This is a genomic window from Wolbachia endosymbiont (group B) of Silvanus unidentatus (assembly GCF_964028615.1).
Lineage (GTDB): Bacteria > Pseudomonadota > Alphaproteobacteria > Rickettsiales > Anaplasmataceae > Wolbachia.
This window is the reverse complement of sequence record NZ_OZ034795.1, coordinates 1,068,564-1,093,613: the sequence shown is the minus strand read 5'-3', so window position 1 is coordinate 1,093,613 and position 25,050 is coordinate 1,068,564. Positions and strand designations below refer to the sequence as shown.

Sequence of the window (25,050 nt, the reverse complement as noted above, 5' to 3'; positions counted from 1 at the left end):
ATAATTGAGTGTGTTTTACTATCTGATTGTAGAAAGTGACTTGGAGGTATGTATGGCAAAAGATGAGTCAAATAAAAAGTCTATTTTGGCTAAGATAAAAGGCGTGTTTTTTCTTGTGCCTAAAGCACTTATTTATCCTATAAAGAAACCGTTTGCTTCAATTGATGAAATGAAGCATGATGCTAAAGTTTCATTAAAAAACGCTGTGAGTGATTTACCTAAAGAAGAAGAGAAATATGACCCACCTATAAAAACCACAGAAGCTAGTAAGTACCTCGGCATACAAATAACAAAACAAGAAAAAGGTAAGGTAAGTTTTTTAGCGTCAAGAACTTTAACGGGGGATATACCTTACTTGAGTCCAGAGAAATTAGATGAAATAAGGGAAGATCTGCCCAATATAACTATTTTTAGAGAAGAAAACAAAATTGTAATTGAAGTTGATGTTGAAAAAATTATCCAAGAAATAAAAGATAAAAATCTAGGTATGGATGAAAAAGTAATGAAAAAGTACGCTCTTGAAGGAATTTATAATAAGATTGATTGTGATCTTAAAAATTTGGCAAAAATTACTGGTGGAGAGTTTAAAGTTCACACAGATCGGAAATTGCTGTATGGTATTGCAGAAAAGTTGTATAGTGGATATGATAGTAAAAAGCAGAAGTCACAGGAAGTTGTAAGGCCTATGGATAAAGAAAAGTCATCAGAGAAAATTTTAAATAATTGGCAAAAAGCTATTAAACAAGATTTTGAAAGTTGCGAAAGCATAAGAGGTAGGGGGAAATAAATTATGGAGAGTGTTATGAAAGAAGTTCAAATAGAGGAAAGGTATCATAGCCTAACTGTTCCTGGAGATATGTATCATTTACAACCAGAAGTTATTGCTGCAAGAAGGGCAAATAGAATAGAAACTTTTTCAAAAAGACACCAAATGGACTATGGGTCAATTTTGCGTGGACAAGATATACAGCTAAAAGACGACGTTTCAAGTCTTGAAGATGCTTCTAGCGAAGCAGCAATAAGCCCACCTTCTACACCAAATCATAAGCAAAATAGAAGAGGACCAGGAATTTAATAAAGTATGGGTAGTACAGCTTATGATGACACTAATATCTTTGCTAAGATATTAAGAGGTGAGTTGTCTTATGAGGAAATACATAAAAATGAAAATGTGCTGGCTTTTCGTGATAAGTATCCTGATGCACCAGTTCATATTCTAGTTATACCAAAAGCTCAATACGTTTCATACGATGATTTTGTTCTGAAAGCTTCCGAAGAGGAAATAGTAAGTTTTTTTAAAACTGTTAGAGAAATAGCACATAAATATAACTTAGAAAAAACAGGATATAGATTAGTTACTAATCACGGTAAAGATGGAGAGCAAGTTATACCGCACTTTCACATACATATTTTAGGTGGTAAAAGATTAGGAAAGCATGTAAATTCATAGTGTTATATGTTTTTTAAATGAGTGAATATTTAACCATATTAATTTTTATCTGTGTATCAATTGTAGTATCCTTTACTTTAGGTGTATTACCTATGTTTCTTGCAGTCAGTAACCCAGATGGTGAAAAGCTTTCTACATATGAGTGTGGCTTTAATCCTTTATCAAGAGCCAGAAAAAGTTTCGACATAAAATTTTACTTAGTTGCAATATTGTTCATAATATTCGATTTAGAAATTGCTTTTCTTTTCCCTTGGGCCGTTTCTTTATCTAAAATAAGCTATTGCGGATTTTGGTCTATGATGATATTCCTTGCAATACTTACTATAGGCTTTCTTTATGAGTGGTGTAAAGGTGCGTTGGAATGGGAATAAATTTATCTAATGGCGACTGGAATCGTTACAAAAAAGAAGGTTTTCTTATCACTAAATTTGGCGATTTAATAGATTATATAATGAACTGGGCAAGGTCTGGTTCATTGTGGCCAATGACATTTGGTCTTGCATGTTGCGCAGTAGAGATGATGCACACTGCATCCAGTCGTTATGATCTTGATAGATATGGCATAATCTTTCGTGCAAGCCCAAGGCAAGCAGATGTTATGATTGTTGCTGGCACGTTAACTAATAAAATGGCAGCAGCATTGCGTAAAGTTTATGATCAAATGGCAGATCCCAAATACGTCGTCTCTATGGGAAGTTGTGCAAATGGCGGTGGCTATTATCATTATTCTTACTCAGTAGTCCGTGGTTGCGATAGAATTGTGCCAGTTGATGTGTATGTTCCTGGATGCCCTCCAACTGCTGAGGCGTTGCTATATGGAATGCTATGTCTACAAAATAAAATAAAACGAACTAAAAATATATAGCATGGATAAAACTGCAAAATACATACAAAAAAAGACTAAATGTGAATGTATTCAGAAAAATGATGGCACTATTGTAATATATTCAGCTTTGAATGACATTGAAAATCACTTACTCTTTCTACGTGATGATGAAAAGTGTAGGCTTGAATTATTAGTTGACGTTTTTGGAGTTGATTACCCAGATAGAGAAAAACGTTTCGAGCTAATATACAATTTGCTCAGCGTTGTACACAATATCAGAGTGCACATAAAGCTTCAGTTATGTGAAGGTGATATACCTCTAAGTGTAGCAAAGATATTTAACGCAGCTTCGTGGTTTGAGCGTGAAGTATTTGATATGTATGGAATAGAGTTTTCTGATCACCCAGATTTACGTAGGATTTTAACGGATTATGGATTCAAAGGTCATCCAATGTTAAAAGATTTTCCTCTCACTGGCTACGAGGAAGTAAGATACGATATAGAGGCAAAAAAGGTTGTATATAATCCTATAGACTTACCACAAGATTTTCGTATGTTTGACAGCTTATCCCCTTGGGAAGTTAGTAAAGCCACAAAAGTAAATATAAAGGAGTAGAAAATGACAGCACAAAGAAAAAAAATATCTTTGATTGGTGCAGGAAATATCGGTGGGACTCTTGCCCATATGATTGCACTAAGAGAGCTAGGAGATGTTATTTTGCTTGATGTAAGCGATGGAATACCACAAGGTAAAGCACTTGACATTACAGAATCATCTCCTATTGATCGATCTAATGTCAATATTACTGGTACAAATAGGTATGAAGATATAAAAAACTCTGACGCAATTATAATAACTGCTGGCATTGCCAGAAAACCTGGAATGAGCAGAGATGACCTTCTGCAAACTAATGCTGCAGTAATGAAAGAGGTTGGGGAAAATATTAAAAAACATTCTCCAAACGCATTTGTAATAGTGGTTACCAATCCTTTAGATGCTATGGTTTCAGTAGTATACAAATCTTCAAGCCTGCCAACTAATATGATTGTTGGTATGGCAGGAGTGCTTGACTCTGCTCGTTTTCGTTATTTTCTTGCAAGTGAGTTAAATATTTCTGTCGAAGATGTATCTGCTTTTGTGCTTGGAGGACATGGTGACACTATGGTACCACTAATCAATTATGCTTCAATTGCTGGCATTCCACTTACCCAAATCATTGAGATGGGTGTGATTACGCGAGGAAAAGTTGATGAAATAGTTGAGCGCACTCGTAATGGTGGAAAAGAAATAGTTGATCTACTTAAATCTGGATCTGCATACTATGCTCCTGCATCTTCAGCCATAAGCATGCTAGAATCATACTTAAAAGATAAAAGGCGTATATTACCATGCGCTGCTTATCTTAATGGTGAATATGGTGTGAAAGACTTATTCATTGGTGTTCCTACTATTATTGGCAAAAATGGAGTTGAGAAAGTTCTAGAAGTTAAAATGAACGATAGTGAACAAGAGATGTTTTATAAATCTGTAAGTGCAGTAAAAGAGCTCTGTCAGCTAAATTAATTGCCCTATAGAATTTCTTTGAGCTCAAGCTTCGAAAACAGTCTAAAAAAATTATTTGTAGTTATTTTTGCTACTTCTTCTGGCGATTCATTCCATAATTTCGCTAAACAATTCACAACGTATTTCACCATTGCTGGTTCATTTTTTTTTCCTCTGTAAGGCTCAGGTGACAGGTAAGGTGCATCAGTTTCAACTAAAACACGCTCACGTGGCACATTTTGTGCAATTTCTCTTAGTAAGTTCGCATTTTTAAAAGTAATAATTCCAGAAAATGAAATGTATAATCCCAAGTCCATAGCCTTATAAGCAAGCTCTTTAGAAGAAGCAAAGCAATGCATTACTCCACTAAAAGCGTCCTTCTTCATTTCTGAATTTAACATATCAATCATCTCACTATCAGCACTTCTAGTGTGAATAACTAAAGGTAACCCTGTTACTTTTGCCGCTTCTATGTGTGATGCAAAACTTTTTTTTTGATTGCTTTTGTTATCAGATTTATAAAAATCTAATCCGGTTTCACCGATACTAATTACCTTTTTGCCCTTAGTAAATTCAATCAATTCATCAGCATTTATACACTCACCTTTTTCCACAGTAGTATCAAGCGGATGTATACCAACGGAGCAGTAGACTTGATCATAGGATGAAGAGATTTTTAATAATTTAGGGATATCATTAATGCTTATACATATGTTATGCAAAATTCTCACACCATTTTGCTCTGCTCTTGAAATTACCTTTGGTATTTCATCATCAGAAAAATAAATTAGATGACAATGAGAATCAACTATCATAAATAGATCCTTTTATGATAGAAGAAAACTCTTCTATCACTTTTTTATAAACTTCTTTTTTGAACGGTATAGCACTGGCTACCAAATCATCCACATTTTGCCAACGCCACTCTTTGAACTCTGGATGATCAGTATAGTTAATATTAATATCCTTATCCTTCCCACAAAATTTCATTAAGAACCACCTTTGCTTTTGGCCAGAATATCTCCCATTCCAGCATATCGGTATAACTTCCTCGGGTAAGTTGTAATATATCCACTCTTTATTTTGAGCCACAACTTCTGCTTCATCAGTACCAACTTCCTCCAATAGCTCACGTAGCGCTGCCTGCTCTAGCTCTTCACCTTCATCAACTCCTCCTTGTGGCATCTGCCAATAAGAGTCACTATCAAAACGTTTTCCAATAAAAATATTTCCCTGTTTGTTAAATAACATTATGCCAACACAAGGGCGATACTCTTTCTCCTCACTAATCACAAATACTCTCTGTTGCTAAATTATCTATCATAGAAGTTCCAACTACTTTTTTACTATTCATTTTTTCAACAATTTTTTTTGCAACTTCTTTTGCGCTTAAGTTTGAGCTATCAATTTCAAGTGAACCTTGAGGGACAAATAGTTTCTTTCCTTTAATTCTTCTCATAGCAAAATCTGAATCAGTAATTTTTCTCTCCTGCTCTCTTTCCTTTAATTGAACGCGCTTTACTAGTTCTCCACTATTACAATATAACACCACAGGGAGAATCTCCACGTTCATTTTTTTACTTAAATTCACCACTGAGTTGTATACTTTTTGATCATAGGAATCACCTTTTATCAATTCGTTTGTAAATATATAATGCTTTGATTCTATATGGTATTTTTCCAATATTGCTAACATATTCTCTCTAATCACAAAAATTTTTTCCCATATTTCACTTGTAACCTCAGCATTTCTGAAGTCAATCATATCAAATATAATATTATTAAACAGGTTATTGTCTACTATCACCCCATCAATAATATTACACAGCTCTTTTGCAATCGTAAGTTTGCCACTACCCGGAAATCCGATTAAGTAAATGATCATACCATCAGAAAACTATCATATATTACAAATATATGTATTATAAACGTTACACTAGAAACATATCAAAAATAGTTCATATTCAGAAATTTTGAGTGTATCATTACAGATAAATTATATAATTTAGAATAATGAATGGTGATACAGAATCAATAAAAAATACAATTGTAGATGTAATAGATCAAAACAAAGGTCAAGATATAGTTACTTTTGATGTACAGAATAAAACTGTCATTGCAAAATATATGATCATTGCATCCGGTGATTCGAGCCGCCATGTAAAAGCATTAGCTGAGCACGTGATGAAAAATCTCAAGCAATATGATAAAATAGATGTAGAAGGTATGGATGAAGGTAACTGGGTGATTGTGAATTTTCAAGGTATAATGGTTCACCTATTCAGGCCAGAAGTAAGAGAATATTATAAGATAGAAGAGTTATGGAATTGATTATCCAGGTAGCTGGTATACACTTTCAAATGTTGTAATTTTGAAGGCAACCCTTATGAAGTTGGTGGTGTCATTCCAGTGCTTGACGCTGGAATCTAGAAAACTTAATCATAAACGAGCACACTATACAACATTTTTGATGAAATTTCATAATAAACTGGATTCCAGCGTCAAGCACTGGAATGACACCATCGTTAACAACACCGTTTACACACAAAATAACATATTATGAAACATAAATCCGAGTTTTTAAACTTCATTCAAGAAAGAGGATACCTATATCAATGTACAAACATTGATAGGTTAGACCAGCTATTATCACAAGATAATTATATAATTGCATACATTGGGTTTGATTGTACGGCACCAAGTTTGCATATTGGCAGTCTCATTCAAATCATGATGCTCCGTCACCTACAAAAATTCGGTTATAAGCCAATAGTTCTACTTGGAGGTGGCACAACAAAAATTGGTGACCCATCTGGTAAAGACAAAGCAAGAAGCGTCTTGCCGATAGAAGATATCAATCAAAATATACTTGGTATAAAGAAAACCCTCGAGAAGATGATATCTTTCGATTATGGAAAAACTGGTGCAATCATAGTAAACAACGCAGATTGGTTAGATAACATAAAATATATAGACTTTTTGCGTGATATAGGGACACATTTTTCTGTAAATCGCATGTTAGGCTTTGATAGTGTGAAAATTAGGCTAGATAGGGAGCAAAATCTAAGCTTTCTCGAGTTTAATTACATGTTGTTACAAGCCTATGATTTTGTCGAGTTGAATAAAAAGTATGGCTGTCGTTTCCAGATTGGAGGGTCAGACCAATGGGGAAATATAGTAAACGGAATTGAACTTAGCAAAAAGTTAAATTTACCTGAGCTGTTTGGTCTTACCACACCTCTTTTATTAAACGCACAAGGAAAAAAGATGGGCAAAACTGAAAGTGGGGCAGTATGGCTTGATGGCAGCATGCTAAATTCTTATGATTACTGGCAATATTTTCGCAATGTTGATGATCAAGATGTTGGTCGTTTTTTGAGGCTTTTCACTGATTTACCAATTGATGAAATTAAAAAACTAGAGTCCTTGAAGGATCAAGAAACAAACGAAGCAAAAAAGGTTTTGGCAACAGAAGTGACGAAAATATGTCACGGTTGCAAAGAAGCCGAACTTGCACGATCTGCTGCAATCTCTGCTTTTGAAAATGAAGACAGTTCATTGCTTTCTGGTTACACTATTACAAAAGAACAAATTGCAAATGGTATACCCTTGATAGACCTGCTGTATGACACCGGTTTTGAACCTTCAAAAGGTGCAGCAAAGCGTTTAATACAAGGCAATGGATGCAAAGTTAATGATAATACTATAAACGATGTTAACTATACAATAAACTCTGAAAGCTTTAAAGGTCAGCCATTTATAAAATTATCTGCAGGAAAGAAACGACATATTAAAATTTTAGTGAGTGAAGTAAGAAAGTAAATTTGTCTCTGTTCAGCAGAATAGCAAAATAAGGTAGCCAAGAAAAGACAATTATAGGAACAAATGGATATCATTAAAGCAGCTGACACTGTGACAGAATCGCTAGGCAACCCTACTATCGCTAGCAGTTTCTTGCTGTCGATTTGCTGAGATTGGTTTATCAACTTGAGTGTCAGGCTTTGACAATTTATATATAGCATTGCCAACTATTAATGCTGTTGCTGTAATTGCAACTACTGCTATAACTATAGGTATTAACTCAGCTGTAATTGCTCCGGCTGTAAAAAGTGCTATAGATATAGCAGTACCTAATAATGCAGTTACTCCACCGGCAATCCACCCTTTCTTAATTGCTGGACAATTAAGATAGTATAAAGGAGTCTCTCCCCACATATCTACTGCATTAACATTGACACCTCTTTCTACAAGAGCATCTATTATGGCCATACTGCGAAATAAAGCAGCATAGTGTAAAGGAGTCCTTCTCCATATATTTATTGCATTAACATCTGCACCTTTTTCTATGAGAGCGTTTGCTATGTTTATACTATCAAGATAAGTAGTATTATGTAAAGGAGTATCTCCTTTTACATCTTTTTCATTAACATTTGCCCTTTTTTCCATGAGAGCCTTCGCTATATTTTCTAGGTTAAAGGAAGCCACCAAGTGCAAAAGAGTCGCTTTTTCACCATCTTTAAACACATAATTTATATCAAAGCCAGACTTTTCCCACTCTTCATATTCCTTTGAATATCTTTTCAGCTCATTTTGTATTTTTTCAATTACGTTATCTTTGCTTAAATCTTTGTCAACATTAACTAAACTCAATAATTCGTGCCAATTTGAAATTTCCATTGCTATAACCTTACCTTTAATTTTCAATAATGTATTTAATTATATGATAAGAAGTCAATTTAAATAAATTACACATACATGGAACTTATCAGATAAATATATAATATGAACTAGATTCCAGCGGGCTTTGTTGCATCACTATCTATGAAAGGCTAACTATACAAGCAGCTTATTGAAAATCTTATTTTTTGCAATCTATCTGATTAAATTTAAGAATAGTAATTTATTGTTTGTACTAGTAAATTTAATTCTACTTAAAATAGCTAAAGCATTGAAATTCTTGAATTCTAGCTAGATTAGTGAATGATAGTAAAACTTCTTTTACTTAAATTTAGATATTTACTGATTGTCCTTACTATAAATGCTAGAATAATAAGCTACTGATATTCTACATTTTATCTTTTATTCATCGTAGATAGCGATGCAACAAAGCCCAATAGCGTCAACTTAAGAAAAGATGTTAAGGAATAAAATACTGTAAAAAATAGGACCTTTGGTTTCTATTTTATTTCAATAAAGAAGATATCAGTAAAGCTTATCTATTAAGTGTCACATAGAGGAGTGCTATAAACGACTCAAAGTAGAAGCAGAATTAGAGAATTTTTCTGGGATAAATTTAGAAACAAGAATTTTGTGCAAACTTGGTCATGTGCAATACTTCATATGTGTAATGCACAAGAGCCTTGGAACCCAGATCAAATTGCTGAGTATCGTTTAAATTTTTCAGTTTTATTTGGTGTAATGAGACAGAAACTTTATCAGGTGCTTATTAGCACCAAAAAACTTTCAAGCCCTTTTTAAAATACGCACTAAAGTTAACGTGAAGATTGTATAGCCGCAATAAAGTAGATAAGCCTAAACGCCATAATGTCTTTAGGAGAGCTTGCTAATTCATTCTCTTAAGTTAACGCCATTGCCTGAACAGATACATAAAAAAGTAGTACTTGCAAGAAAGAGTTACTTAAGAAATTAATTAACTTTGCTATTTTCTCTAACATACCTAGAAGAAATAGATACATTATCTAATGCAGTCCTAATACTAGCATTGTTCTCATTAACAACTACAGCTAGCTCACAAGCATTCAAAGTATATCTACCATATGGAAACAGTACAGTACTTACTTCAGTAAATGCATCTTGTAGCATGCTACTATTTTTAGCTCGTATTAAAGTAGAATTGACACATTCATTATTACCTTTATATATAGCAAAGGCAAATGGTTTAATGACATACGTCACGCCTGGAAACTGCACAATATCTTTAGAAGTAAGGATATTTCGTAGTGTATCACTATTTTGAACTCGTATTAAAATAGAATTGATACATTCGTTATTGCCTTTATATATAGCAAAGTTAAGTGGCGTTAAAGTACACGCTATAATACTTAAATACTGTACAATATTTCTAGAAGAAAGAATATCTTGTAATATACCATTTTCTTGGGCTGTTGTTAAAATAACATTAATATACCTTCCCTTATTATGATGTATGGCAAAGCCAAGCGATGTTAAGGTGTACATCAAACCATTTTGATAGTTTATAATATTTGGAGCAGTAAGAATATCTTGTAGTATACCATTGTTTTGAGCTTGTTCTAAATAGAATTAACACATTCATTATTGTCTCTATGTATAGCTAGGCTAAGTAGTGTTAAAGTGCGTTCCCCACCTCTTGGAAATTGTGTAGTATATCAAGTGATAAGAACTTTAGTAAATCATTTCCTGAAACTGCTTCCAAGATATCGCTGATGCTCCTTCCATTCCATATAGATCTTTTTAGCTAAAAATACAAATCTTTTTGTTTTCGTGTTAAATTTTGATGATTTAGCATATTCTTGTAACCTCGTTTTAAAGTCAGTGCAGTTTAATTATTCTATGTTAGTATACACCAATAGAAAAAATTTCATCATATGTTCTGGAAAAATTTTACACAGGTTAATGAGGAAATCGTAAGAGAGAGCCTAAAAAAGGTTATAGAGAAGAAAAGTGGTAAGAATGTTGGTGTAGTATCCTCAATTGTTATTAAGGGTAAAGATGTTGCTTTTGCTCTTGAAGTTACTGAGCCAAATGAAGAATTAAGAAAAAATTGTGAGCAAGCTGTTAAGGCGATACCGGGAGTAGAAAAGGTTACTGTAGTTGCTACTGGTCAAAAACAAGCTAGGCAACAAAAAGCTAAACTTCATATCGAAGGAGTGAAAAATATAATTGTCGTTGCTTCTGGTAAAGGAGGTGTGGGTAAGTCGACAGTTGCACTAAATCTAGCTCTTTCGTTAGCAGAATTAAAACATAAAGTTGCGCTAGTTGATGCAGATATATATGGTCCTTCGATTCCTAAAATGTTGGGCACTGAGAAATTAAAACCAGAAATACAGAGTGGTAAAGCAATGCCTATAGAGAAACATGGTCTCTATACTATTTCAATTGGCTATTTTATTGATAAGGACCGCGCAGTAATATGGCGTGGACCTATGATCACAAAAGCACTTTACAATTTGCTAATGGGAACAAGGTGGTCTGATATAGAATATTTAATCATTGATACACCGCCTGGCACTGGCGATGTACATTTAAGTCTGATGGAGAATTTTAGTTTAACTGGAGCAATAATAGTTTCAACTCCACAGGAGCTTGCTTTAATCGATGCACAAAAAATTTATGATATGTTCACAAAGCTCAGCGTGCCAATTATCGGCATTGTGGAAAATATGAGCTATTTTGTTCAAGATAATTCAAAAATACACATATTTGGAAAAGGTGGTGCAAAAAAAATGTCTGAAGAGCTGGGAGTCAAACTCTTGAGCAGAGTTCCTCTAGATCCGCAAATATGTAGTGCTTCTGATTGTGGAAATCCTTCAATACTAAGTGAGGATTTAGTAAGGATTTATGAAGGCATTGCTAAAGATGTTAGGTCTTTTGTATGCAGTCTATAAAGTTTTTTTAAACTACTTTTAAAATAGGTAGAATGTAATTTTAGGTGAATAAAATATTTCAAATGGCAGCAGCTACCTCGTATCTGAACAGACAATAGACTTCTTGGATAACTTAAGAAACAAGTAGTAGAAGCAATATTAGGGAAGGTATAAATTTTGAGCAGGTAAGTAAACTTGATGAAGAGAAGCTTCGAAGACTAAGAGGAGTAAAAAGAAAAACATTGGAAAAATAATAGAAATTTTAATAGAGGAAGAGGCCAAGAAAAAGGCAAGAGGAGGAAAACCAAATATATTTATTAATAGCACTCGAATATTTGTGTAAATACCGTACATATTTCCATATAGTGCAAAGCTATGGAATAAGTGAAAGTTCTTGCTAACGGCTGAATAGAAGATGCATTGATAAAACATCCAGATTTCAGAAAGATAAAGAGCTATTAAAGTTAAATAGGAGTATGCAAAAGTTTTATAAAAAGGGAATGTTCAACTCCCCCATAGAAGATCAAAAAATATCCTTAGGTTATCCAAGAAGTCTATTGTTGGTAAACATAAAAGGCTATTTGCCTTTTTATCTAGTTTATGCAGGAGGTCTATATTTATTGTTGAGTGTGATTTTAGGCATTTCTGCTAAAACGCAACTTTTAAATCGCCAAAATTTCTCCTTGCCTTTACTAATTCCGATTCTTGGAGTGCACACATAATCTGGTTTGAGGTGATATTCATAGAGACAAAATTCATGACTTATAGTAAGGTCTTGTTTATTATGTTCTTTTGTAATGTTTAATTTTTTGCACAGTATGCCTGGCCCGCCTAAATTTGCTTCAAGCGGTTCAGTGAGCTTTAATCCTCGTATTAACACTGCTGCTGGGAATCCTTCTGCTTCTGTTACAATATTTAGACAATAGTACATTCCATATATAAAATATACGTACGAAAACCCTGGCGTACCAAACATTACTGAGGTTCGATTAGTATAGCCTCTTGCTGCATGACAAGCTGGATCATCCATTCCTATATACGCTTCAACTTCAGTTATTATTCCACTAAAATTAGAAAATTTCAGCATCTTCCCTAGCAGCTCCCCAGCTACGGTTAAAGTTGGCCGTTCATAGAAATTTCTTGGTAATATTGTGTTATTCATCATAGAAGTACAAGTTACTTACATTTGCAAGCAACTCATACTATTTTCGCTTTTCCTTATTTAGATAAGAGGATACCTACATCTCTGAGAAGTAGAAGTTGGTGTTGTTGTCACATTTGTTACATCTGTTGAAGGCTGCTGTAAAACCTTGACTGATTCAGAGCTCTTTTGTTGCAATTGCGGTACTAACGCTTCATATAAAGATTTTGGTTCACGTCTCTTACCTATTTTGACTTCTTTATTTGCACGCAACTGCTCTGCAGTAACACCGTTGCCTTCAAGGAGAGTTACACCATTATTACCATCAATGTTAACTTTAATTTTGCATTCTCTTCCATCAACATACCACTTTAAAGTCATTTCATATAACCCACTAATTATTTCATAAACTCTTTCCTCATTATCACTATCATTATTAATATAGCAACATGCCCCTCTCTTTTTTTCTTGATTAGGATGACAAAATGTAATTGTTCTTACACCATACTCTTTACATATACTACCGCCTAGAAGTTTAGCTATATCTACTCCTTCTTTATTGGCATGTAGCACAACTCTTACGGTAGGATAAACAATATTACCTTCCCTTTTGCCTTCTTTTATCATTATGGACTCTATGGTATATACCTTCGATATCTCTGCCTTAATTTGGTCAGCAATCTTGCCTACAATCTCTTTACCATGATAGTGAGATTCTCCTTTCTTCGGAGAAAAAGGTTCTTTGTTCGTAATATTAGTGTCAGAATCATTCTGTAACTCAAAGAATTTATCCCATTCTTCATCACTGTCTAATTTGATATATCCACGCTTGTCCTTGCCTGATACTGCATTCTGAATACTAGACGATCCTTCTGTTACAGTTGTACCAGAGCTATTGCCTTTACCTTTTAGAAGAACAAGATGCTCTTCTGACCTTTCTTCCTTACTCAACTTTGAAGCTGCATCACCAAAAGAAGGTTTCTCTACTATATGCGTGTAAGAACTTTTAACTCGACTCTCATTATCAGGTACTGTATTAGCCCACAAAAGCTTTTTAATATAATCTAACATATGCCACCTCTTACCATTAACTAAATATCAGTATGCAAACTTTGCTATAACTAATCAATAACTAAATTTACTCCAAATAAAATAAGCTGATAAAAAGGTATAAATTGAGATTAGGTAAAGCTTTTGGTATAATATCTAGTTAATTTTGAATAGGCAGGTGATCTCAGCTACAAAGACGTTTTTTATCTCATTTATTTTTGGGTTTATTCTCTTTCCCTATTTTATAAAACTTCTAAAAAAGATAAGTAAAGATGGACAACCAATCAGATCATATGGACCAGAAAGTCATTTAATAACAAAAAAGAATATACCACCTATGGGTGGAATAATAATACTAACTTCTGCTTTATTACCAATCCTGCTTTGGACTCAATTAACACCAGAAATTTCATTGCTGGTATTTATAACTCTATTTTTTGCTCTACTTGGATTTATTGATGACTATTTAAAATTGAAGACAAATCACCACCGAGGTTTAAGTGCAAAAACCAAAATACTTATTCAGTTTGTCGTTACTCTGGTCTGTATGTTTATACTTAAGCTACAATCTGCTGAAGGTTTTACAAAAATTTCTCTATTTAGAGAAGTAGCAATCGACCTTGGCTATCTATATCTTCCGTTTGCTGCATTTGTTATTGTTGGCTCTTCTAATGCTGTGAATCTTACAGATGGCCTAGATGGCCTTGCTGCAACTCAAGCCATTACTTCCTTTGCTTTTTTGGGGCTAATTGCATACATCACTCAGACAGATGTAAACATTACTTTATTCTGCATTGCATTTATAGGAGCTATTTTAAGTTTCTTGTGGTTTAACACACATCCAGCAAAAATATTTATGGGTGATGTTGGAAGCCTATCAATCGGTGCAGCTTTAGGACTCACTAGTGTTCTAATTAAAAAAGAAATGCTTTTTGCCGTTATTGGAATAATCTTTGTAATAGAGACTTTATCTGTGATTATTCAGGTATCATATTTTAAATATACAAAATTTAGATATGGAGCAGGAAGAAGAATTTTCCTTATGACACCAATACATCATCACTTTGAAAAGAAAGGGTGGTCAGAAAATACAATAGTTATAAAATTTTGGATAATTTCTATTGCTTGTTCGATTTTTGCTTTAACTTTCTTATTATAGGAATTATGAAATATCCAGACTTTTCATTAGAAAATACATTATCAGGAATTATAGCAGGAGTAGATGAAGTTGGAAGAGGTCCGCTTGCCGGTCCAGTGATATCTGCAGCTGTAATATTTACTGATAGAGATACGGTTATTGATGGAATAAACGACTCAAAAAAGCTAACCCCTAAGTGTAGGCAAGTTCTATACGAAAAAATAACGTCTGTTGCAAAATTTGGTATAGGAATGGCAAGCGTAGAAGAAATAAACTCATACAATATTTTGCAAGCAACAAAGCTTTCAATGAAACGTGCGTTGGCAAACTTGAATCTAGAACTAGATTATGTGCTAGTTGATGGTAATCAACCACCTGAAGTAAAATGGCAAGTAAAATCTATAGTGAATGGTGATAGCTTAAGTATATCAATCGCAGCTGCTTCAATCGTTGCAAAAGTTACAAGAGATCGGCTTATGGAAGAATTGCATAATAAACATCCTCAATATAATTGGTATAAAAATAAGGGATATGGAACAAAAGAACACCTCAGCGCTATTGGCCTTCATGGAATTACGAAGCACCATAGAAAGAATTTTGCACCTATAAGAATACTATAGCCTTTAATCACTTACCTTTTTTGAAAGGTATGTTTTCATTAAACAGGCAGACTGTGCTTGATCCGTTTCTTAAGGTAAATACCGAGCTTACTCTTTCAATTATCAGGTAGTCATCAACTGTACGAAAATTTATCAAGGATTCATATCCTGCAGAATCAACCATAAAAACTGCCGGGAAATCAGAGTTTATTTTATTAAATTGTAGATATGTAAATTTTCCGTCATCAAAAACCTTAATTGGTATTATTGATTGACTGCCTTTAACGTGCGAGATGGAATAGTTAAAATTCAAGCCTTTCTTTATAACCTCAATATCACTTATATCAGGGATAGTGGTATGACTAGCTTGCTCTAGAATATCACCGTTACTCGTTGAATAAATTTCATCACTGTTGAACAGTGGATAAAGAAACCTTACTTCATATGCTAACCTTGGATCATCTAGCCCGTTTGCTTCTTCAGCATGAAATTCGAAATAATAAACTCTTTTATTGGTAATTATAGTTGCATTAGTATCGGCAATATCATCTATAGGCTTAATAAATAATCTATTACCTTGAGGAAGGAGTTGCCAACCGGTTGCATCACCCATTGAAAGACTCTCTATTACCTCCCCTGGCTCAAACAATATGCTGGATTGATAACCATAAAAGCCCGTGTACTTATGTATAGCCTGTGGATTATAATTCATTACCTTTATGTGGTTATCACCAGCTATTGGTCTTGGTTCCTGTTTTGCAAGTGCATAACCACCACAAAAAAATAATAGTGCAACAAAGAGTACCCTAATCATAGTATCAAAATAAACTGATCTTTATTTTATCATTGATAGACATGTACTGCAACTGTCAAGCTATCCCAGTAGTAAGCGACAGAAAATGCAAGCTTCATAATAATTCATTACTGCAGGAAAAAATTCTTTAAACATTATTTTCATATATGTTAAAATGAGTTGTGAGGTAAATTAGGGAGTGTTAAATAAAGTTATTAATTTATAGATTCTTCTGAAAAAATTATCTTCTTCTAGATAAGAACTCCCTAAAAAAATAAATGTAACAATTCAACCACTATGGATTAAAATCCAAAGATTGAGAGAGAGCATAGAATGCTAACTTTCGACTTGAAAGTCACCAAATTTATCCTCTTTTTTAGAGTGATTTTCAATATAATTTTTTATCATTTCGTCAGTTACATTTCCGCTAGTCCTGACAAAGTAGCCTACTGCCCACAACCCAATATCTCTTTTTTAGCTCTGGAAAGTTTTGCTGGATTTTTCTGGAACTTTTTCCTTTTATTAACTGCACTAACTTACTAATACTTAAGTATGGGGGTACAGAAACGTATACGTGTACATGACTTGACGCAACTCTACCTCTGATAATTTCTACTTGATTATTTGCACATACTTCTTGTACAACTTCTTTAGCTTTCTGTCCAATATCTCCAACTAGTACTGGATATCGATATTTTGTTATCCACACTATGTGATATATATACAGAGTGACTGCTTTTTCTATAATATTCCACATTCTTTCAGATTTTTCACCTTAAAATTATATTCTTAAAAGGATGGACTTCAAGTTCAGGGTTTTTCTCCCAAATTTGGGACAATAAAATGCCCATCTCAAATGTTGCTATATTTCACGATATTTCCTTAACTTGACGCGTATGGTTTATTTAATACTTCCTGCAAATTAACTACAGATTTTATGTCTAAGTTACTCCACAAAATTTTTCCTTTCCTTATCCAAGATTCAAATTTATAGTATCGATTCCCTTTTATGAAATATGAGGAGAGTAGACCGGCGGAGCTTCCCCACCAGTCTCTCGCAGAACTGCACGGAAACCTCTCGGCTTATACAGCTCCCATTATTTAGCCTTTTGATCCTAACCCAAGTGTCCAATGATAGAAAATACTTGGAGACCTCTTTCTCACTTTTCCTAGAAATTGCTTTGCTAGTCTTCCGTGATCACGAAGTTTCTTATATTTTGTCCTGACCCATCTTATGAGGTATCTCTCTATATTTCTAAGAGATGGATACATCTCTGATTTATAAAACCTGCCATAGTACTGAAACCAGCCTCTGACTATTGGATCTATCTTCTTCGATATTTCCTCTAGTGTGGTCCATGTAATCCGATGTATTCTCCATGACTTTATGGTTTTCTTGATCTTCTTCTTGGCTTTGTTACTAATTGCAGGTAGAAATGAGATGAAATAATTCCTCATCTTATTCTTTGCTACTCTAGGTCTAAAAGTATAACCTAGAAAATCAAAGCTTTGTTTAGGAAATTGTTCTTTTCTATCATCATCCTTACTGTACACAATCTGTGTCTTTTCAGGATGTAACTTCAATTTACACTTAGCCAATCTTTCTTCAATCATTACTTTCATAAATCCTGCCTGTCTTTTAGTTCTGCAGTGCACTATCGCATCATCTACATATCTTTCAAATGGTACTGTTGGATAATTTTGTTTCATCCACATATCAAACGCATGGTGCATAAATATGCTTGAAATGATTGGGCTTATTGAACCTCCTTGCGGAACTCCTTTATCCCTTGTTACCCTACTGCCATCTGCTTGCTGAATGGGGGCTTTCATCCACCTCTCAACATACAGTATGACCCATTTGCAGTCTGTGTGTTTCTTGATAGCCTGCAGTGCTAAATCGTGGTCCAGATTGTCGAAAAATCCAGATATATCAAGATCTACCGTCCAATCATTTTTCCAACATCTCTTCCGTGCTGTGTATACCGCATCCAGCGCAGACTTATTTGGTCTATAACCATATGAATCTTCGTGAAATTTCGGTTCTACTAACGGCTCAAGATACATTGTAGCTGCTGTTTGCGCTATTCTGTCGAATACTGAAGGCACACATAAAATTCTTTGCCCTCCTGTATCTTTTGGTATCGCAACAGCTTTTACCGGCTCTGGAAAATAACTTCCGGATGACATCCGATTCCATAATTTGTATAGATTATCCTTTAGATTTTCTTCAAACTTTGTTATCGAGACCTCATCTACACCTGCTGCACCTTTATTTTTCGATACTTGTTTATAAGCTCTCCAAATAAGTTGCTTCGGTATATCAAAAGACTTTGTTTTATTCATTAACTCCTCCCTTTCGGTTGATAAATAATTAAAACTAAATAACTTAGCCCCTTCACTCCATTTCCATTACAGAAACTTCTTCGCTACTACGAGCTAATCCGCCCCTGTTTTTCGCATCGGTACTCTCATCCTCAGAGATCAGCTCTTTGGACTTCTCCCTTTTCATCGAAACGACAGGTTCCCGTAGTTCCATGCAATAGCCTAAAATAGATTCACGCCACTTTTATGCCGGACGCCACCTACCCAGTAAACAAGCTCCCAGTAGATTCATCCCAGGTTAACGACTACCCCCTGGTTTTGACGTCGTCTCTACGCTTTCGACACTTCATCAGTGGTTCACTTGCGTTCGTCTCTCTATTTCATACATGACACATAATTGTGCCTTTTCCATAACGCTCACTACCTTAGCTCTTTACCAAAGCAGCTTATGGCTGTTTGAAGCCTGCTCTTGCAAACCGGCTCCGAGGGGCCCTCCCTCATCTACTGCACAGCTTCAACACTTTCCGTGTTTCTACGGCGCACAGCCATCTCAATTTATAGTTAAGCCTATATTCAGTGAATTACTTTCACAAGTGCAATTGATTTTAGTGTTATACTGTTCTAACAGTAAAGAAGTCATATAGATAATAATGTCTTTTGTATCCAAACGAATATCATTTTTTTTTGTTAATTTGCTCACTAATAATGTACTTATTGATTTATGTTCATTTACTACTTTTATAGTGAGTAGTGTTTTATCTTCTGTTTTAGTCAGTAAAATAGACACTAATTCAATTTGTGCCACTGCACTGATTATAGTTATCACCATATTGGAAATTATCTTATTTATTTTTTCAATTAAGTTTTCTGTAGGACATTCACTTACTCTCCACTGAAGCTTTACTTTTTTTTTAATAAATAATTTTCTATATTGGATTTAGTCTTAACAAAGCTGCAATTATCTGATGAATGAGAATACGCTTGCTTCATAACTTTATATTTATATATTAAATCATCGGAGCTTTCTTTAAGCAATGACAATGCTTCGTTTTGCATATTAGGGTTGTTTTCTTCAAGCTCTTCCAATCCACCCACTATTCCTTGCATAGAACTAGCAAAATCATGAAGAATTCGTCCTGATAGGCACTCTGTTATTAACATTATGTTTTTATTCATTGGATAAAAGTATAAATGATTTAAGTTAACCCTATATTGGTAGGCATGTAGTAGTCAATTTAAGAGAAAGTTTCGTTGCGCTTTTTGTGTCAAAGCATTAATGTAGTATTAATAATTATAAGATTTGTGAAGGCGTTATGAATACTTATGCTAAATCTGGAATAGACCTTAAACTATATAATGAACTAATAAAAAAAGTTAAACCTATTATTGAAAAGACTAAAGGAGAAGAAGTAATTAGTGAAGTAGGATCATTTTCCGCATTGTTTGACTTTTCTTCGCTGAGTAAGAAATACGACCATCCAGTACTTGTTTCCTCAACTGATGGAGTGGGCACAAAACTATTAATAGCTCAAGAGGTGAATAAGCATGATACTATAGGTATAGACTTAGTTGCAATGTGTGTAAATGATTTACTTGCACAAGGAGCAACACCTTTATTTTTCCTTGATTACTTTGCAACAGGCGTTTTAAACAAAAACGTTTTATTGTCTGTAATCCAGGGCATTGCAGAAGGGTGCAAGGAATCTAAAATAGCATTAGTTGGTGGAGAAACTGCAGAAATGCCTGGAATGTATGGTAACAATCACTATGACCTTGCAGGGTTTGTGGTTGGTGTTGTTGATCGAAAGCAAATTCTTCCAAATTGTAGTATAATGAAAGCAGGTGACTGTGTAGTTGGTTTAGAATCAAATGGAATTCACTCAAATGGATTTTCTTTGGTGCGCCATATTTTTAAAAGCTTAGATATAAATTATAATGATATATCTCCATGGAATAATAAATCTTGGGGTGAAATATTACTTAAGCCAACAAAGATATATGTTGATTCTTTGTTGCCTATTATGCCAAAGGTAAAAGGCATTGCGCATATAACAGGTGGCGGGTTAATAGACAATATTCCAAGAATTCTCTCAGGAAATTTATTTGTAGACATAAATATTAATTCTTGGAAATGGCCAGATATATTTTTATGGCTGAAAGAAGAAGGCAAAATAGAAAAGAGAGAAATGTTAAAAACATTTAATTGCGGCATAGGTATAGTACTGATTGTAGATCCCGATAATATGAAGGATGTGGAAAGCCATTTCCAAAAGCGTGGAGAAAAAATTGAGATTATTGGAAAACTTGATGAAGCATGTCAGCCTCCACTTGATAGAGTAGTATTTAGTTAGTCTAACTTTACCGACAGTCTTTTTGCAACTTCTGAGTATGCTTCCTTTAAGTTTCCTAGATTTAAACGGAAAACATCTTTGTCTAGCTTTTTATGAGTATTTTTATCCCATAGCCTACAATTATCAGGGCTGATTTCATCGGCTAAAATGATTTTAGTGCTGTTGTTTATCAATTTGCCAAATTCTAACTTGAGATCAACTAAATATATATTTGCATTTGAAAATAGGTCGACTAAGATTTTGTTGATCTTTAAAGTTGTAGTTTTAACTTCTTCCATTTCTTTATGGGATAACCAACCAAAATATAATATGTGATTTTCATTCACCATTGGGTCGGCTAGGTCATCATTTTTGTAAAAAAACTCGATTATAGGAGATGTAAGTGCCTCACCTTCTTTGATATTAAAACGTTTGCAAAAGCTGCCAGCTGCAATGTTTCTAACCACTACCTCAAGAGGTATTATCTTGAGCTTTTTGACTAGCTGTTCTCTTTCGTTTAGAGTGTTTATAAAGTGCGTGCTAATTCCTGCTTCTTCAAGCTTTTCCATGATAAAAGCACTAACATGATTATTAATTATTCCTTTGCCCTCAATAATTTCATATTTTTCCTTGTTGAACGCTGTAACATCATCTTTAAAGTACTGTATAACAGTTGATGAGTCTTCAGTTTCAATAATGACTTTGGCTTTACCTTCGTATATCGTTTTATTCAGTGACATGATTAATTTAGCTGTATACTATAAGATAATATCAAATTGCTGCTTAGTTTACTACAAATTTGCTAATGACGTTTAGTGTTACAATATTAACCATATTTCCAGAAATGTTCCCCGGATTTTTGAACTATTCTCTTGCTGGAAGAGCGTTGGAAAAAAAAATATGGAATCTTGAAATAGTAAATATTCGTTCTTTTGCTAAAGATAAACATTCAACTGTGGATGATATTCCATATGGAGGTGGAGCAGGGATGGTTATGCGCCCAGATGTGATTGGTAATGCAGTTGATAATGTGCTTTCTGCTCATAAAAATACTAGATTTATTTATATGACTCCATCTGGTACAAAATTTAATCAGAGAATTGCGAAGGAGTTAACAGAAATTCCTCATGTAACAATATTGTGTGGTCGATTTGAAGGTGTTGACCAAAGAGTAATTGATGTGTATACTCCTTATGAGTTAAGTATTGGAGATTATATACTTTCGGGAGGTGAGCCAGCTGCGATGGTGGTTCTTGATGCATGTATTAGGCTTCTTCCAGGTGTAGTAAATAATTTCGATAGCGTTGCTGAAGAAAGTTTTAGTTATAGTGGTGGTATACTTGAATATCCTCAATATACTAGACCTGAGCAGTGGAGTAGGTACAAAGTTCCTGAGGTTCTGTTGTCTGGCAATCACAGAAAAATAAGTGATTGGAGAAGGGAACAGTCATATGTTAGAACAAAGGAACGTCGACCTGAATTGTTGAATGGAGATGATAAATGACAAACTTACTTGAAAAATTTAACGAACAACAAATACAAAGGTTAGCCAAAGAGATGCCAGCTTTTTGTCCTGGCGATGATTTGAAGGTCACTTTTAAGGTAGTTGATAGTACGGGTGAGCGTATACAGATATTTGAGGGCGTATGTATATCAAAAAGAAATCGTGGATTACACTCTTCTTTTTCAGTTAGAAAGGTAAGTCATGGAGAAAGTATAGTATCACAATTTTTTGTTTACTCTCCTGCATTAATTTCAGTACAAGTGATGAGAAAGGGAAAGGTCCGTAGAGCAAAATTATATTATCTGTGCAAGCTATTTGGGAAAGCTGCAAGGATCAAAGAACGTACTACTTATGTTAAAAAAAAATCTAAGTAGATACAATAGGGAGTGATGTCAATTGTATCATCTCAAAACTCTCTCTTATTATCCCAGTGTGTGGCGCACAACTGTACTTTCCCTCCTGCTGTGGTGTCATCCCAATGTTTGACACTGGGATCCAGATTCTCCTTTTGGTTTGTGCTTTCATGGAAAATATAAAAATTATTTGCAGGCAAAGCCTGTTAGATCTCAGTTCAAGCACTGGAAAAAGGGGAAAGTCTTTTCAAATCCTCATGTAAAGAAAAGTAAATGGGTATAATAAAGAAAAACTTTCTTAAGTTACTTCAATCTAAGCGCGTACATGCTCGTGTAAAAAGAAAAAATAAAAAGAACAACATTTTATGCTTTTGCTCTTTTACAGCACTGATTGTCTCAATTGGGTGTCCTATATGTATATTACTAAGTATATTAGTTAACTCTTACAGTGCTTTAACAGTAACGAAAATTTTATTACCAGTTGAAATAAATGCTGATCTTATTTTAACTAATAATCCTGGTGATTTACGATATAAGTCCATTGGCTTACTCAACAATTCTTTACGTAAGGTGTTTGAAGGAACTGATTTTAAAGACGGTGACGAAATTTTAAGTCGTAATTCTTACAAAGAATTAGAGAAATTTTTTCATAAGAAAGTAAAAGATAGTGGTGAATATGAGATCTGGTTTACCGCGTCAAGTATAATTAATTCAATAAATAAATATAAACATTTGAATGATCATTATGCTAAATTACTTGATTGGTTAAAAGAGAAGGGAAGAGTAAGAAAATTTTTTAATAAGTCTCTGTTTCTTAAGTCTGATTCTTGTGAGCCTGAGAATGCAGGGATTTTAGGGGCATTTATCGGTTCATTAATGACAATTATAGTATGCTTAGCGTTGGCATTGCCAATAGGAATTATGTCAGGTATCTGTCTTTATGAATTTATGCCTAGAAATAGGCTAATAACCAGTATTGTAGAAATTAGCATGAATAACCTTGCTGCAGTGCCTTCGATAATATTTGGTGTGGTAGGACTGACTCTCTACTTGGGCATATTTGGTTTACCCCGTTCTTCACCGCTTGTTGGCGGGATGACTCTTTCATTTATGATGCTGCCTAATATTATTATTGCAACAAAAAATGCCTTTACAAACGTTCCTATTGCAATAAAAGATGCAGCGTTTGCGCTAGGTGCACCTCACATCAAGGTGATATTGGATCACTCTTTACCGATTGCGTTGCCACGGATAATACATGGTGCAGTGCTTGCAATTGCAAGGATTTTAGGCGAATCTTCCCCTTTACTTATGATAGGCATGGTAGCATTTATTGCTGATACACCTACATCCTTCTTCGATCCGGCAACTGTTTTACCTGTACAAATATACATATGGTCAAGTAGTCCTGAAATTGCATTTATTGAGCTTGCTGCCATTGCAATTATAGCTTTATTGTTAATGCTATTTGCTTTGAATTTAATAGCAAATTTTGTAAAAAGAAAGTTCGAGTTTTTTGATTCATGAAAATTACAATCCTATCTGGTTATGGCTTAAATTGCGAAAAAGAAACTGCATTTGCATTTATGGAATGTAGCAGAAAGCTTGGTATTAATAATATTGAAGTAAAAATCGTTCACATTAATGATATTATAGATAATCCAAGTGAACTGAAATTAAGCAATATACTTGCAATTCCAGGAGGTTTTTCCTATGGTGATGACACTGGTGCTGGTAATGCGTTTGCTTTGCGTATAAAAAACAACTTGTTAGACGAATTTCAAAATTTCTTATCTCAGGATAAGCTTATTATAGGGATATGTAATGGTTGCCAGATATTAGTAAAGTTAGTTCCAGAATTCTCTAATCTAGCTTTAACCTCTAATGATATAGGTAATTACCAATGTCGTTGGATTAGAGTGAGAGTTAATCCGCAGAGTAATTCTGTTTGGCTACGGGGCCTGAGTGAACTATATCTCCCTATTGCTCATGGGGAAGGCAAATTTTTTATGGATCAAGATACTTTGAATCAATTGATTGAAAATAATTCCGTTGCACTGCGTTACGTTGATGAAAATGGTGACTATGCAAATTTACAATTTCCTTACAATCCAAACGGATCTATATACGACCTGGCAGCTTTGTCAGACAAAAGTGGTAGAGTTTTAGCTTTAATGCCTCACCCAGAGAGAGGAATATTTTTTACTCAGCAGGACAACTGGCCTCTTGAAAAAGAAAAATGTAAACGTTCAGGAGTGGCTATGCCAAAATATGGTGATGGAATGCTCATATTTGAGAATGCACTAAAATATTTTGCGTAAGTATTACAATACATTACATACAACAAGTTTTTAAACCATAAAAAGTTACTTGATCAGGATGACAATAAATCTTTATTTTTGATCTGCAGAG

The 25,050-nt window shown here is 34.2% G+C and carries 29 protein-coding genes and 3 pseudogenes; 19 read left to right on the top strand and 13 right to left on the bottom strand.

The window, feature by feature from the left end:
- The first annotated feature begins 52 nt into the window (after positions 1 to 52).
- From ABWU65_RS05195 to mdh, 7 genes are read left to right on the top strand one after another with little or no spacing between them, the layout of a single operon-like run.
- Positions 53 to 787 (top strand): hypothetical protein, encoded by a 735-nt coding sequence (locus tag ABWU65_RS05195; protein ID WP_254229885.1) that lies wholly within the window; start codon positions 53 to 55, stop codon positions 785 to 787.
- A gap of 3 nt (positions 788 to 790) precedes the next feature.
- Positions 791 to 1,075, top strand: coding sequence for a hypothetical protein (locus ABWU65_RS05190; protein ID WP_019236871.1), 285 nt, complete (start codon positions 791 to 793; stop codon positions 1,073 to 1,075).
- Between the two features lie 6 nt (positions 1,076 to 1,081).
- Positions 1,082 to 1,450 carry an HIT domain-containing protein gene (locus tag ABWU65_RS05185; protein ID WP_006014413.1) on the top strand — a complete coding sequence of 123 codons (369 nt, stop codon included), beginning with the start codon at positions 1,082 to 1,084 and terminating at the stop codon, positions 1,448 to 1,450.
- A gap of 17 nt (positions 1,451 to 1,467) precedes the next feature.
- The gene (locus tag ABWU65_RS05180; RefSeq protein WP_012481929.1) at positions 1,468 to 1,821 is read left to right on the top strand and encodes an NADH-quinone oxidoreductase subunit A; all 354 of its coding nucleotides are present in this window, start codon (positions 1,468 to 1,470) and stop codon (positions 1,819 to 1,821) included.
- A complete protein-coding gene (locus tag ABWU65_RS05175; protein WP_007302257.1) occupies positions 1,812 to 2,315 on the top strand; it encodes a NuoB/complex I 20 kDa subunit family protein in 504 nt (167 codons plus the stop codon). Before ABWU65_RS05180 ends, ABWU65_RS05175 begins: the two co-directional genes overlap by 10 nt.
- Position 2,316: 1 nt before the next feature.
- On the top strand, positions 2,317 to 2,892 hold the full coding sequence (locus ABWU65_RS05170; RefSeq protein WP_007302258.1) for an NADH-quinone oxidoreductase subunit C: 576 nt from the start codon (positions 2,317 to 2,319) through the stop codon (positions 2,890 to 2,892).
- A 3-nt stretch (positions 2,893 to 2,895) separates the two neighbouring features.
- On the top strand, positions 2,896 to 3,840 hold the full coding sequence (gene mdh, locus ABWU65_RS05165; RefSeq protein ID WP_007302259.1) for a malate dehydrogenase: 945 nt from the start codon (positions 2,896 to 2,898) through the stop codon (positions 3,838 to 3,840).
- 5 nt (positions 3,841 to 3,845) lie between these two features.
- Here the strand turns inward: mdh and ABWU65_RS05160 are convergent, their stop codons facing one another.
- From ABWU65_RS05160 to ABWU65_RS05150, 3 genes are read right to left on the bottom strand one after another with little or no spacing between them, the layout of a single operon-like run.
- The gene (locus ABWU65_RS05160; protein WP_007302260.1) at positions 3,846 to 4,634 is read right to left on the bottom strand and encodes a TatD family hydrolase; all 789 of its coding nucleotides are present in this window, start codon (positions 4,632 to 4,634) and stop codon (positions 3,846 to 3,848) included.
- On the bottom strand, positions 4,624 to 5,112 hold the full coding sequence (locus ABWU65_RS05155) for an RNA pyrophosphohydrolase (protein WP_007302261.1): 489 nt from the start codon (positions 5,110 to 5,112) through the stop codon (positions 4,624 to 4,626). The genes ABWU65_RS05160 and ABWU65_RS05155 overlap by 11 nt, the downstream gene beginning before the upstream one ends.
- A complete protein-coding gene (locus ABWU65_RS05150) occupies positions 5,105 to 5,704 on the bottom strand; it encodes an AAA family ATPase (protein ID WP_052264674.1) in 600 nt (199 codons plus the stop codon). Before ABWU65_RS05150 ends, ABWU65_RS05155 begins: the two co-directional genes overlap by 8 nt.
- A 128-nt stretch (positions 5,705 to 5,832) precedes the next feature.
- Between ABWU65_RS05150 and rsfS the strand changes: the two genes are divergently transcribed.
- Both rsfS and tyrS read left to right on the top strand, forming a co-directional pair.
- A complete protein-coding gene (gene rsfS / locus ABWU65_RS05145) occupies positions 5,833 to 6,150 on the top strand; it encodes a ribosome silencing factor (RefSeq protein ID WP_007302263.1) in 318 nt (105 codons plus the stop codon).
- A 228-nt stretch (positions 6,151 to 6,378) separates the two neighbouring features.
- Positions 6,379 to 7,641: a tyrosine--tRNA ligase gene (tyrS, locus tag ABWU65_RS05140; RefSeq protein WP_012481931.1), complete on the top strand. Its 1,263-nt coding sequence runs from the start codon at positions 6,379 to 6,381 to the stop codon at positions 7,639 to 7,641.
- Between the two features lie 102 nt (positions 7,642 to 7,743).
- Here tyrS and ABWU65_RS05135 read toward each other — a convergent pair whose 3' ends face one another.
- Complete coding sequence (locus ABWU65_RS05135) at positions 7,744 to 8,496, bottom strand: ankyrin repeat domain-containing protein (protein ID WP_007302265.1); 753 nt, start codon at positions 8,494 to 8,496, stop codon at positions 7,744 to 7,746.
- Between the two features lie 509 nt (positions 8,497 to 9,005).
- On the opposite strand from ABWU65_RS05135, the pseudogene ABWU65_RS05130 reads away from it, so the two are divergent.
- Positions 9,006 to 9,386, top strand: a pseudogene (locus tag ABWU65_RS05130) (IS4 family transposase); the annotation flags it as partial.
- Positions 9,387 to 9,465: 79 nt separating this feature from the next.
- On the opposite strand, the gene ABWU65_RS05125 reads toward ABWU65_RS05130, so the two are convergent.
- Positions 9,466 to 10,017: a hypothetical protein gene (locus ABWU65_RS05125; RefSeq protein ID WP_007302267.1), complete on the bottom strand. Its 552-nt coding sequence runs from the start codon at positions 10,015 to 10,017 to the stop codon at positions 9,466 to 9,468.
- A 389-nt stretch (positions 10,018 to 10,406) separates the two neighbouring features.
- Between ABWU65_RS05125 and ABWU65_RS05120 the strand changes: the two genes are divergently transcribed.
- Both ABWU65_RS05120 and ABWU65_RS05115 read left to right on the top strand, forming a co-directional pair.
- Positions 10,407 to 11,426, top strand: a complete 1,020-nt coding sequence (locus ABWU65_RS05120) for an Mrp/NBP35 family ATP-binding protein (protein ID WP_007302268.1) — start codon at positions 10,407 to 10,409, stop codon at positions 11,424 to 11,426.
- Positions 11,427 to 11,575: 149 nt separating this feature from the next.
- Positions 11,576 to 11,803, top strand: a pseudogene (locus tag ABWU65_RS05115) (IS5/IS1182 family transposase); the annotation flags it as partial.
- A 200-nt stretch (positions 11,804 to 12,003) separates the two neighbouring features.
- On the opposite strand, the gene ABWU65_RS05110 reads toward ABWU65_RS05115, so the two are convergent.
- Together ABWU65_RS05110 and ABWU65_RS05105 are read right to left on the bottom strand one after the other, a co-directional pair.
- Positions 12,004 to 12,567: a DNA-3-methyladenine glycosylase gene (locus ABWU65_RS05110; RefSeq protein WP_214303133.1), complete on the bottom strand. Its 564-nt coding sequence runs from the start codon at positions 12,565 to 12,567 to the stop codon at positions 12,004 to 12,006.
- Between the two features lie 60 nt (positions 12,568 to 12,627).
- A complete protein-coding gene (locus ABWU65_RS05105; RefSeq protein WP_007302270.1) occupies positions 12,628 to 13,617 on the bottom strand; it encodes a hypothetical protein in 990 nt (329 codons plus the stop codon).
- A 157-nt stretch (positions 13,618 to 13,774) separates the two neighbouring features.
- Between ABWU65_RS05105 and mraY the strand changes: the two genes are divergently transcribed.
- Positions 13,775 to 14,755 carry a phospho-N-acetylmuramoyl-pentapeptide-transferase gene (gene mraY, locus ABWU65_RS05100; RefSeq protein WP_007302271.1) on the top strand — a complete coding sequence of 327 codons (981 nt, stop codon included), beginning with the start codon at positions 13,775 to 13,777 and terminating at the stop codon, positions 14,753 to 14,755.
- A 5-nt stretch (positions 14,756 to 14,760) separates the two neighbouring features.
- On the top strand, positions 14,761 to 15,354 hold the full coding sequence (locus ABWU65_RS05095) for a ribonuclease HII (protein ID WP_007302272.1): 594 nt from the start codon (positions 14,761 to 14,763) through the stop codon (positions 15,352 to 15,354).
- Between the two features lie 7 nt (positions 15,355 to 15,361).
- Here ABWU65_RS05095 and virB9 read toward each other — a convergent pair whose 3' ends face one another.
- The 5 genes and pseudogenes from virB9 to ABWU65_RS05070 all read right to left on the bottom strand — a co-directional run bounded on the left by virB9 (position 15,362) and on the right by ABWU65_RS05070 (position 19,627).
- Positions 15,362 to 16,147 (bottom strand): P-type conjugative transfer protein VirB9, encoded by a 786-nt coding sequence (gene virB9, locus ABWU65_RS05090; protein ID WP_007302273.1) that lies wholly within the window; start codon positions 16,145 to 16,147, stop codon positions 15,362 to 15,364.
- Between the two features lie 315 nt (positions 16,148 to 16,462).
- Positions 16,463 to 16,881, bottom strand: a pseudogene (tnpA, locus tag ABWU65_RS05085) (IS200/IS605 family transposase).
- Between the two features lie 346 nt (positions 16,882 to 17,227).
- On the bottom strand, positions 17,228 to 18,472 hold the full coding sequence (gene ltrA / locus ABWU65_RS05080) for a group II intron reverse transcriptase/maturase (RefSeq protein ID WP_007302363.1): 1,245 nt from the start codon (positions 18,470 to 18,472) through the stop codon (positions 17,228 to 17,230).
- A 529-nt stretch (positions 18,473 to 19,001) separates the two neighbouring features.
- Positions 19,002 to 19,367, bottom strand: a complete 366-nt coding sequence (locus ABWU65_RS05075) for a histidine phosphotransferase family protein (protein WP_353280642.1) — start codon at positions 19,365 to 19,367, stop codon at positions 19,002 to 19,004.
- Positions 19,352 to 19,627, bottom strand: a complete 276-nt coding sequence (locus ABWU65_RS05070) for a hypothetical protein (protein WP_012481935.1) — start codon at positions 19,625 to 19,627, stop codon at positions 19,352 to 19,354. Before ABWU65_RS05070 ends, ABWU65_RS05075 begins: the two co-directional genes overlap by 16 nt.
- Before the next feature lie 137 nt (positions 19,628 to 19,764).
- On the opposite strand from ABWU65_RS05070, the gene purM reads away from it, so the two are divergent.
- Positions 19,765 to 20,802 (top strand): phosphoribosylformylglycinamidine cyclo-ligase, encoded by a 1,038-nt coding sequence (gene purM, locus ABWU65_RS05065; RefSeq protein WP_007302275.1) that lies wholly within the window; start codon positions 19,765 to 19,767, stop codon positions 20,800 to 20,802.
- Here the strand turns inward: purM and purC are convergent.
- Entirely contained in the window at positions 20,799 to 21,521 is a 723-nt protein-coding gene (gene purC / locus ABWU65_RS05060; RefSeq protein ID WP_007302276.1) for a phosphoribosylaminoimidazolesuccinocarboxamide synthase, read from the bottom strand. The genes purM and purC overlap by 4 nt on opposite strands.
- 65 nt (positions 21,522 to 21,586) lie before the next feature.
- Here purC and trmD point away from each other — a divergent pair, with 65 nt between their 5' ends.
- From trmD to ABWU65_RS05040, 4 genes are all read left to right on the top strand, one after another.
- Positions 21,587 to 22,285, top strand: a complete 699-nt coding sequence (gene trmD / locus ABWU65_RS05055) for a tRNA (guanosine(37)-N1)-methyltransferase TrmD (protein WP_149169005.1) — start codon at positions 21,587 to 21,589, stop codon at positions 22,283 to 22,285.
- Entirely contained in the window at positions 22,282 to 22,659 is a 378-nt protein-coding gene (gene rplS, locus ABWU65_RS05050; RefSeq protein WP_007302278.1) for a 50S ribosomal protein L19, read from the top strand. The genes trmD and rplS overlap by 4 nt, the downstream gene beginning before the upstream one ends.
- 252 nt (positions 22,660 to 22,911) lie before the next feature.
- Positions 22,912 to 24,165, top strand: a complete 1,254-nt coding sequence (locus tag ABWU65_RS05045) for a PstA family ABC transporter permease (RefSeq protein WP_007302279.1) — start codon at positions 22,912 to 22,914, stop codon at positions 24,163 to 24,165.
- Positions 24,162 to 24,959, top strand: coding sequence for a phosphoribosylformylglycinamidine synthase subunit PurQ (locus tag ABWU65_RS05040; protein ID WP_019236865.1), 798 nt, complete (start codon positions 24,162 to 24,164; stop codon positions 24,957 to 24,959). Before ABWU65_RS05045 ends, ABWU65_RS05040 begins: the two co-directional genes overlap by 4 nt.
- Positions 24,960 to 25,050 lie beyond the last annotated feature (91 nt).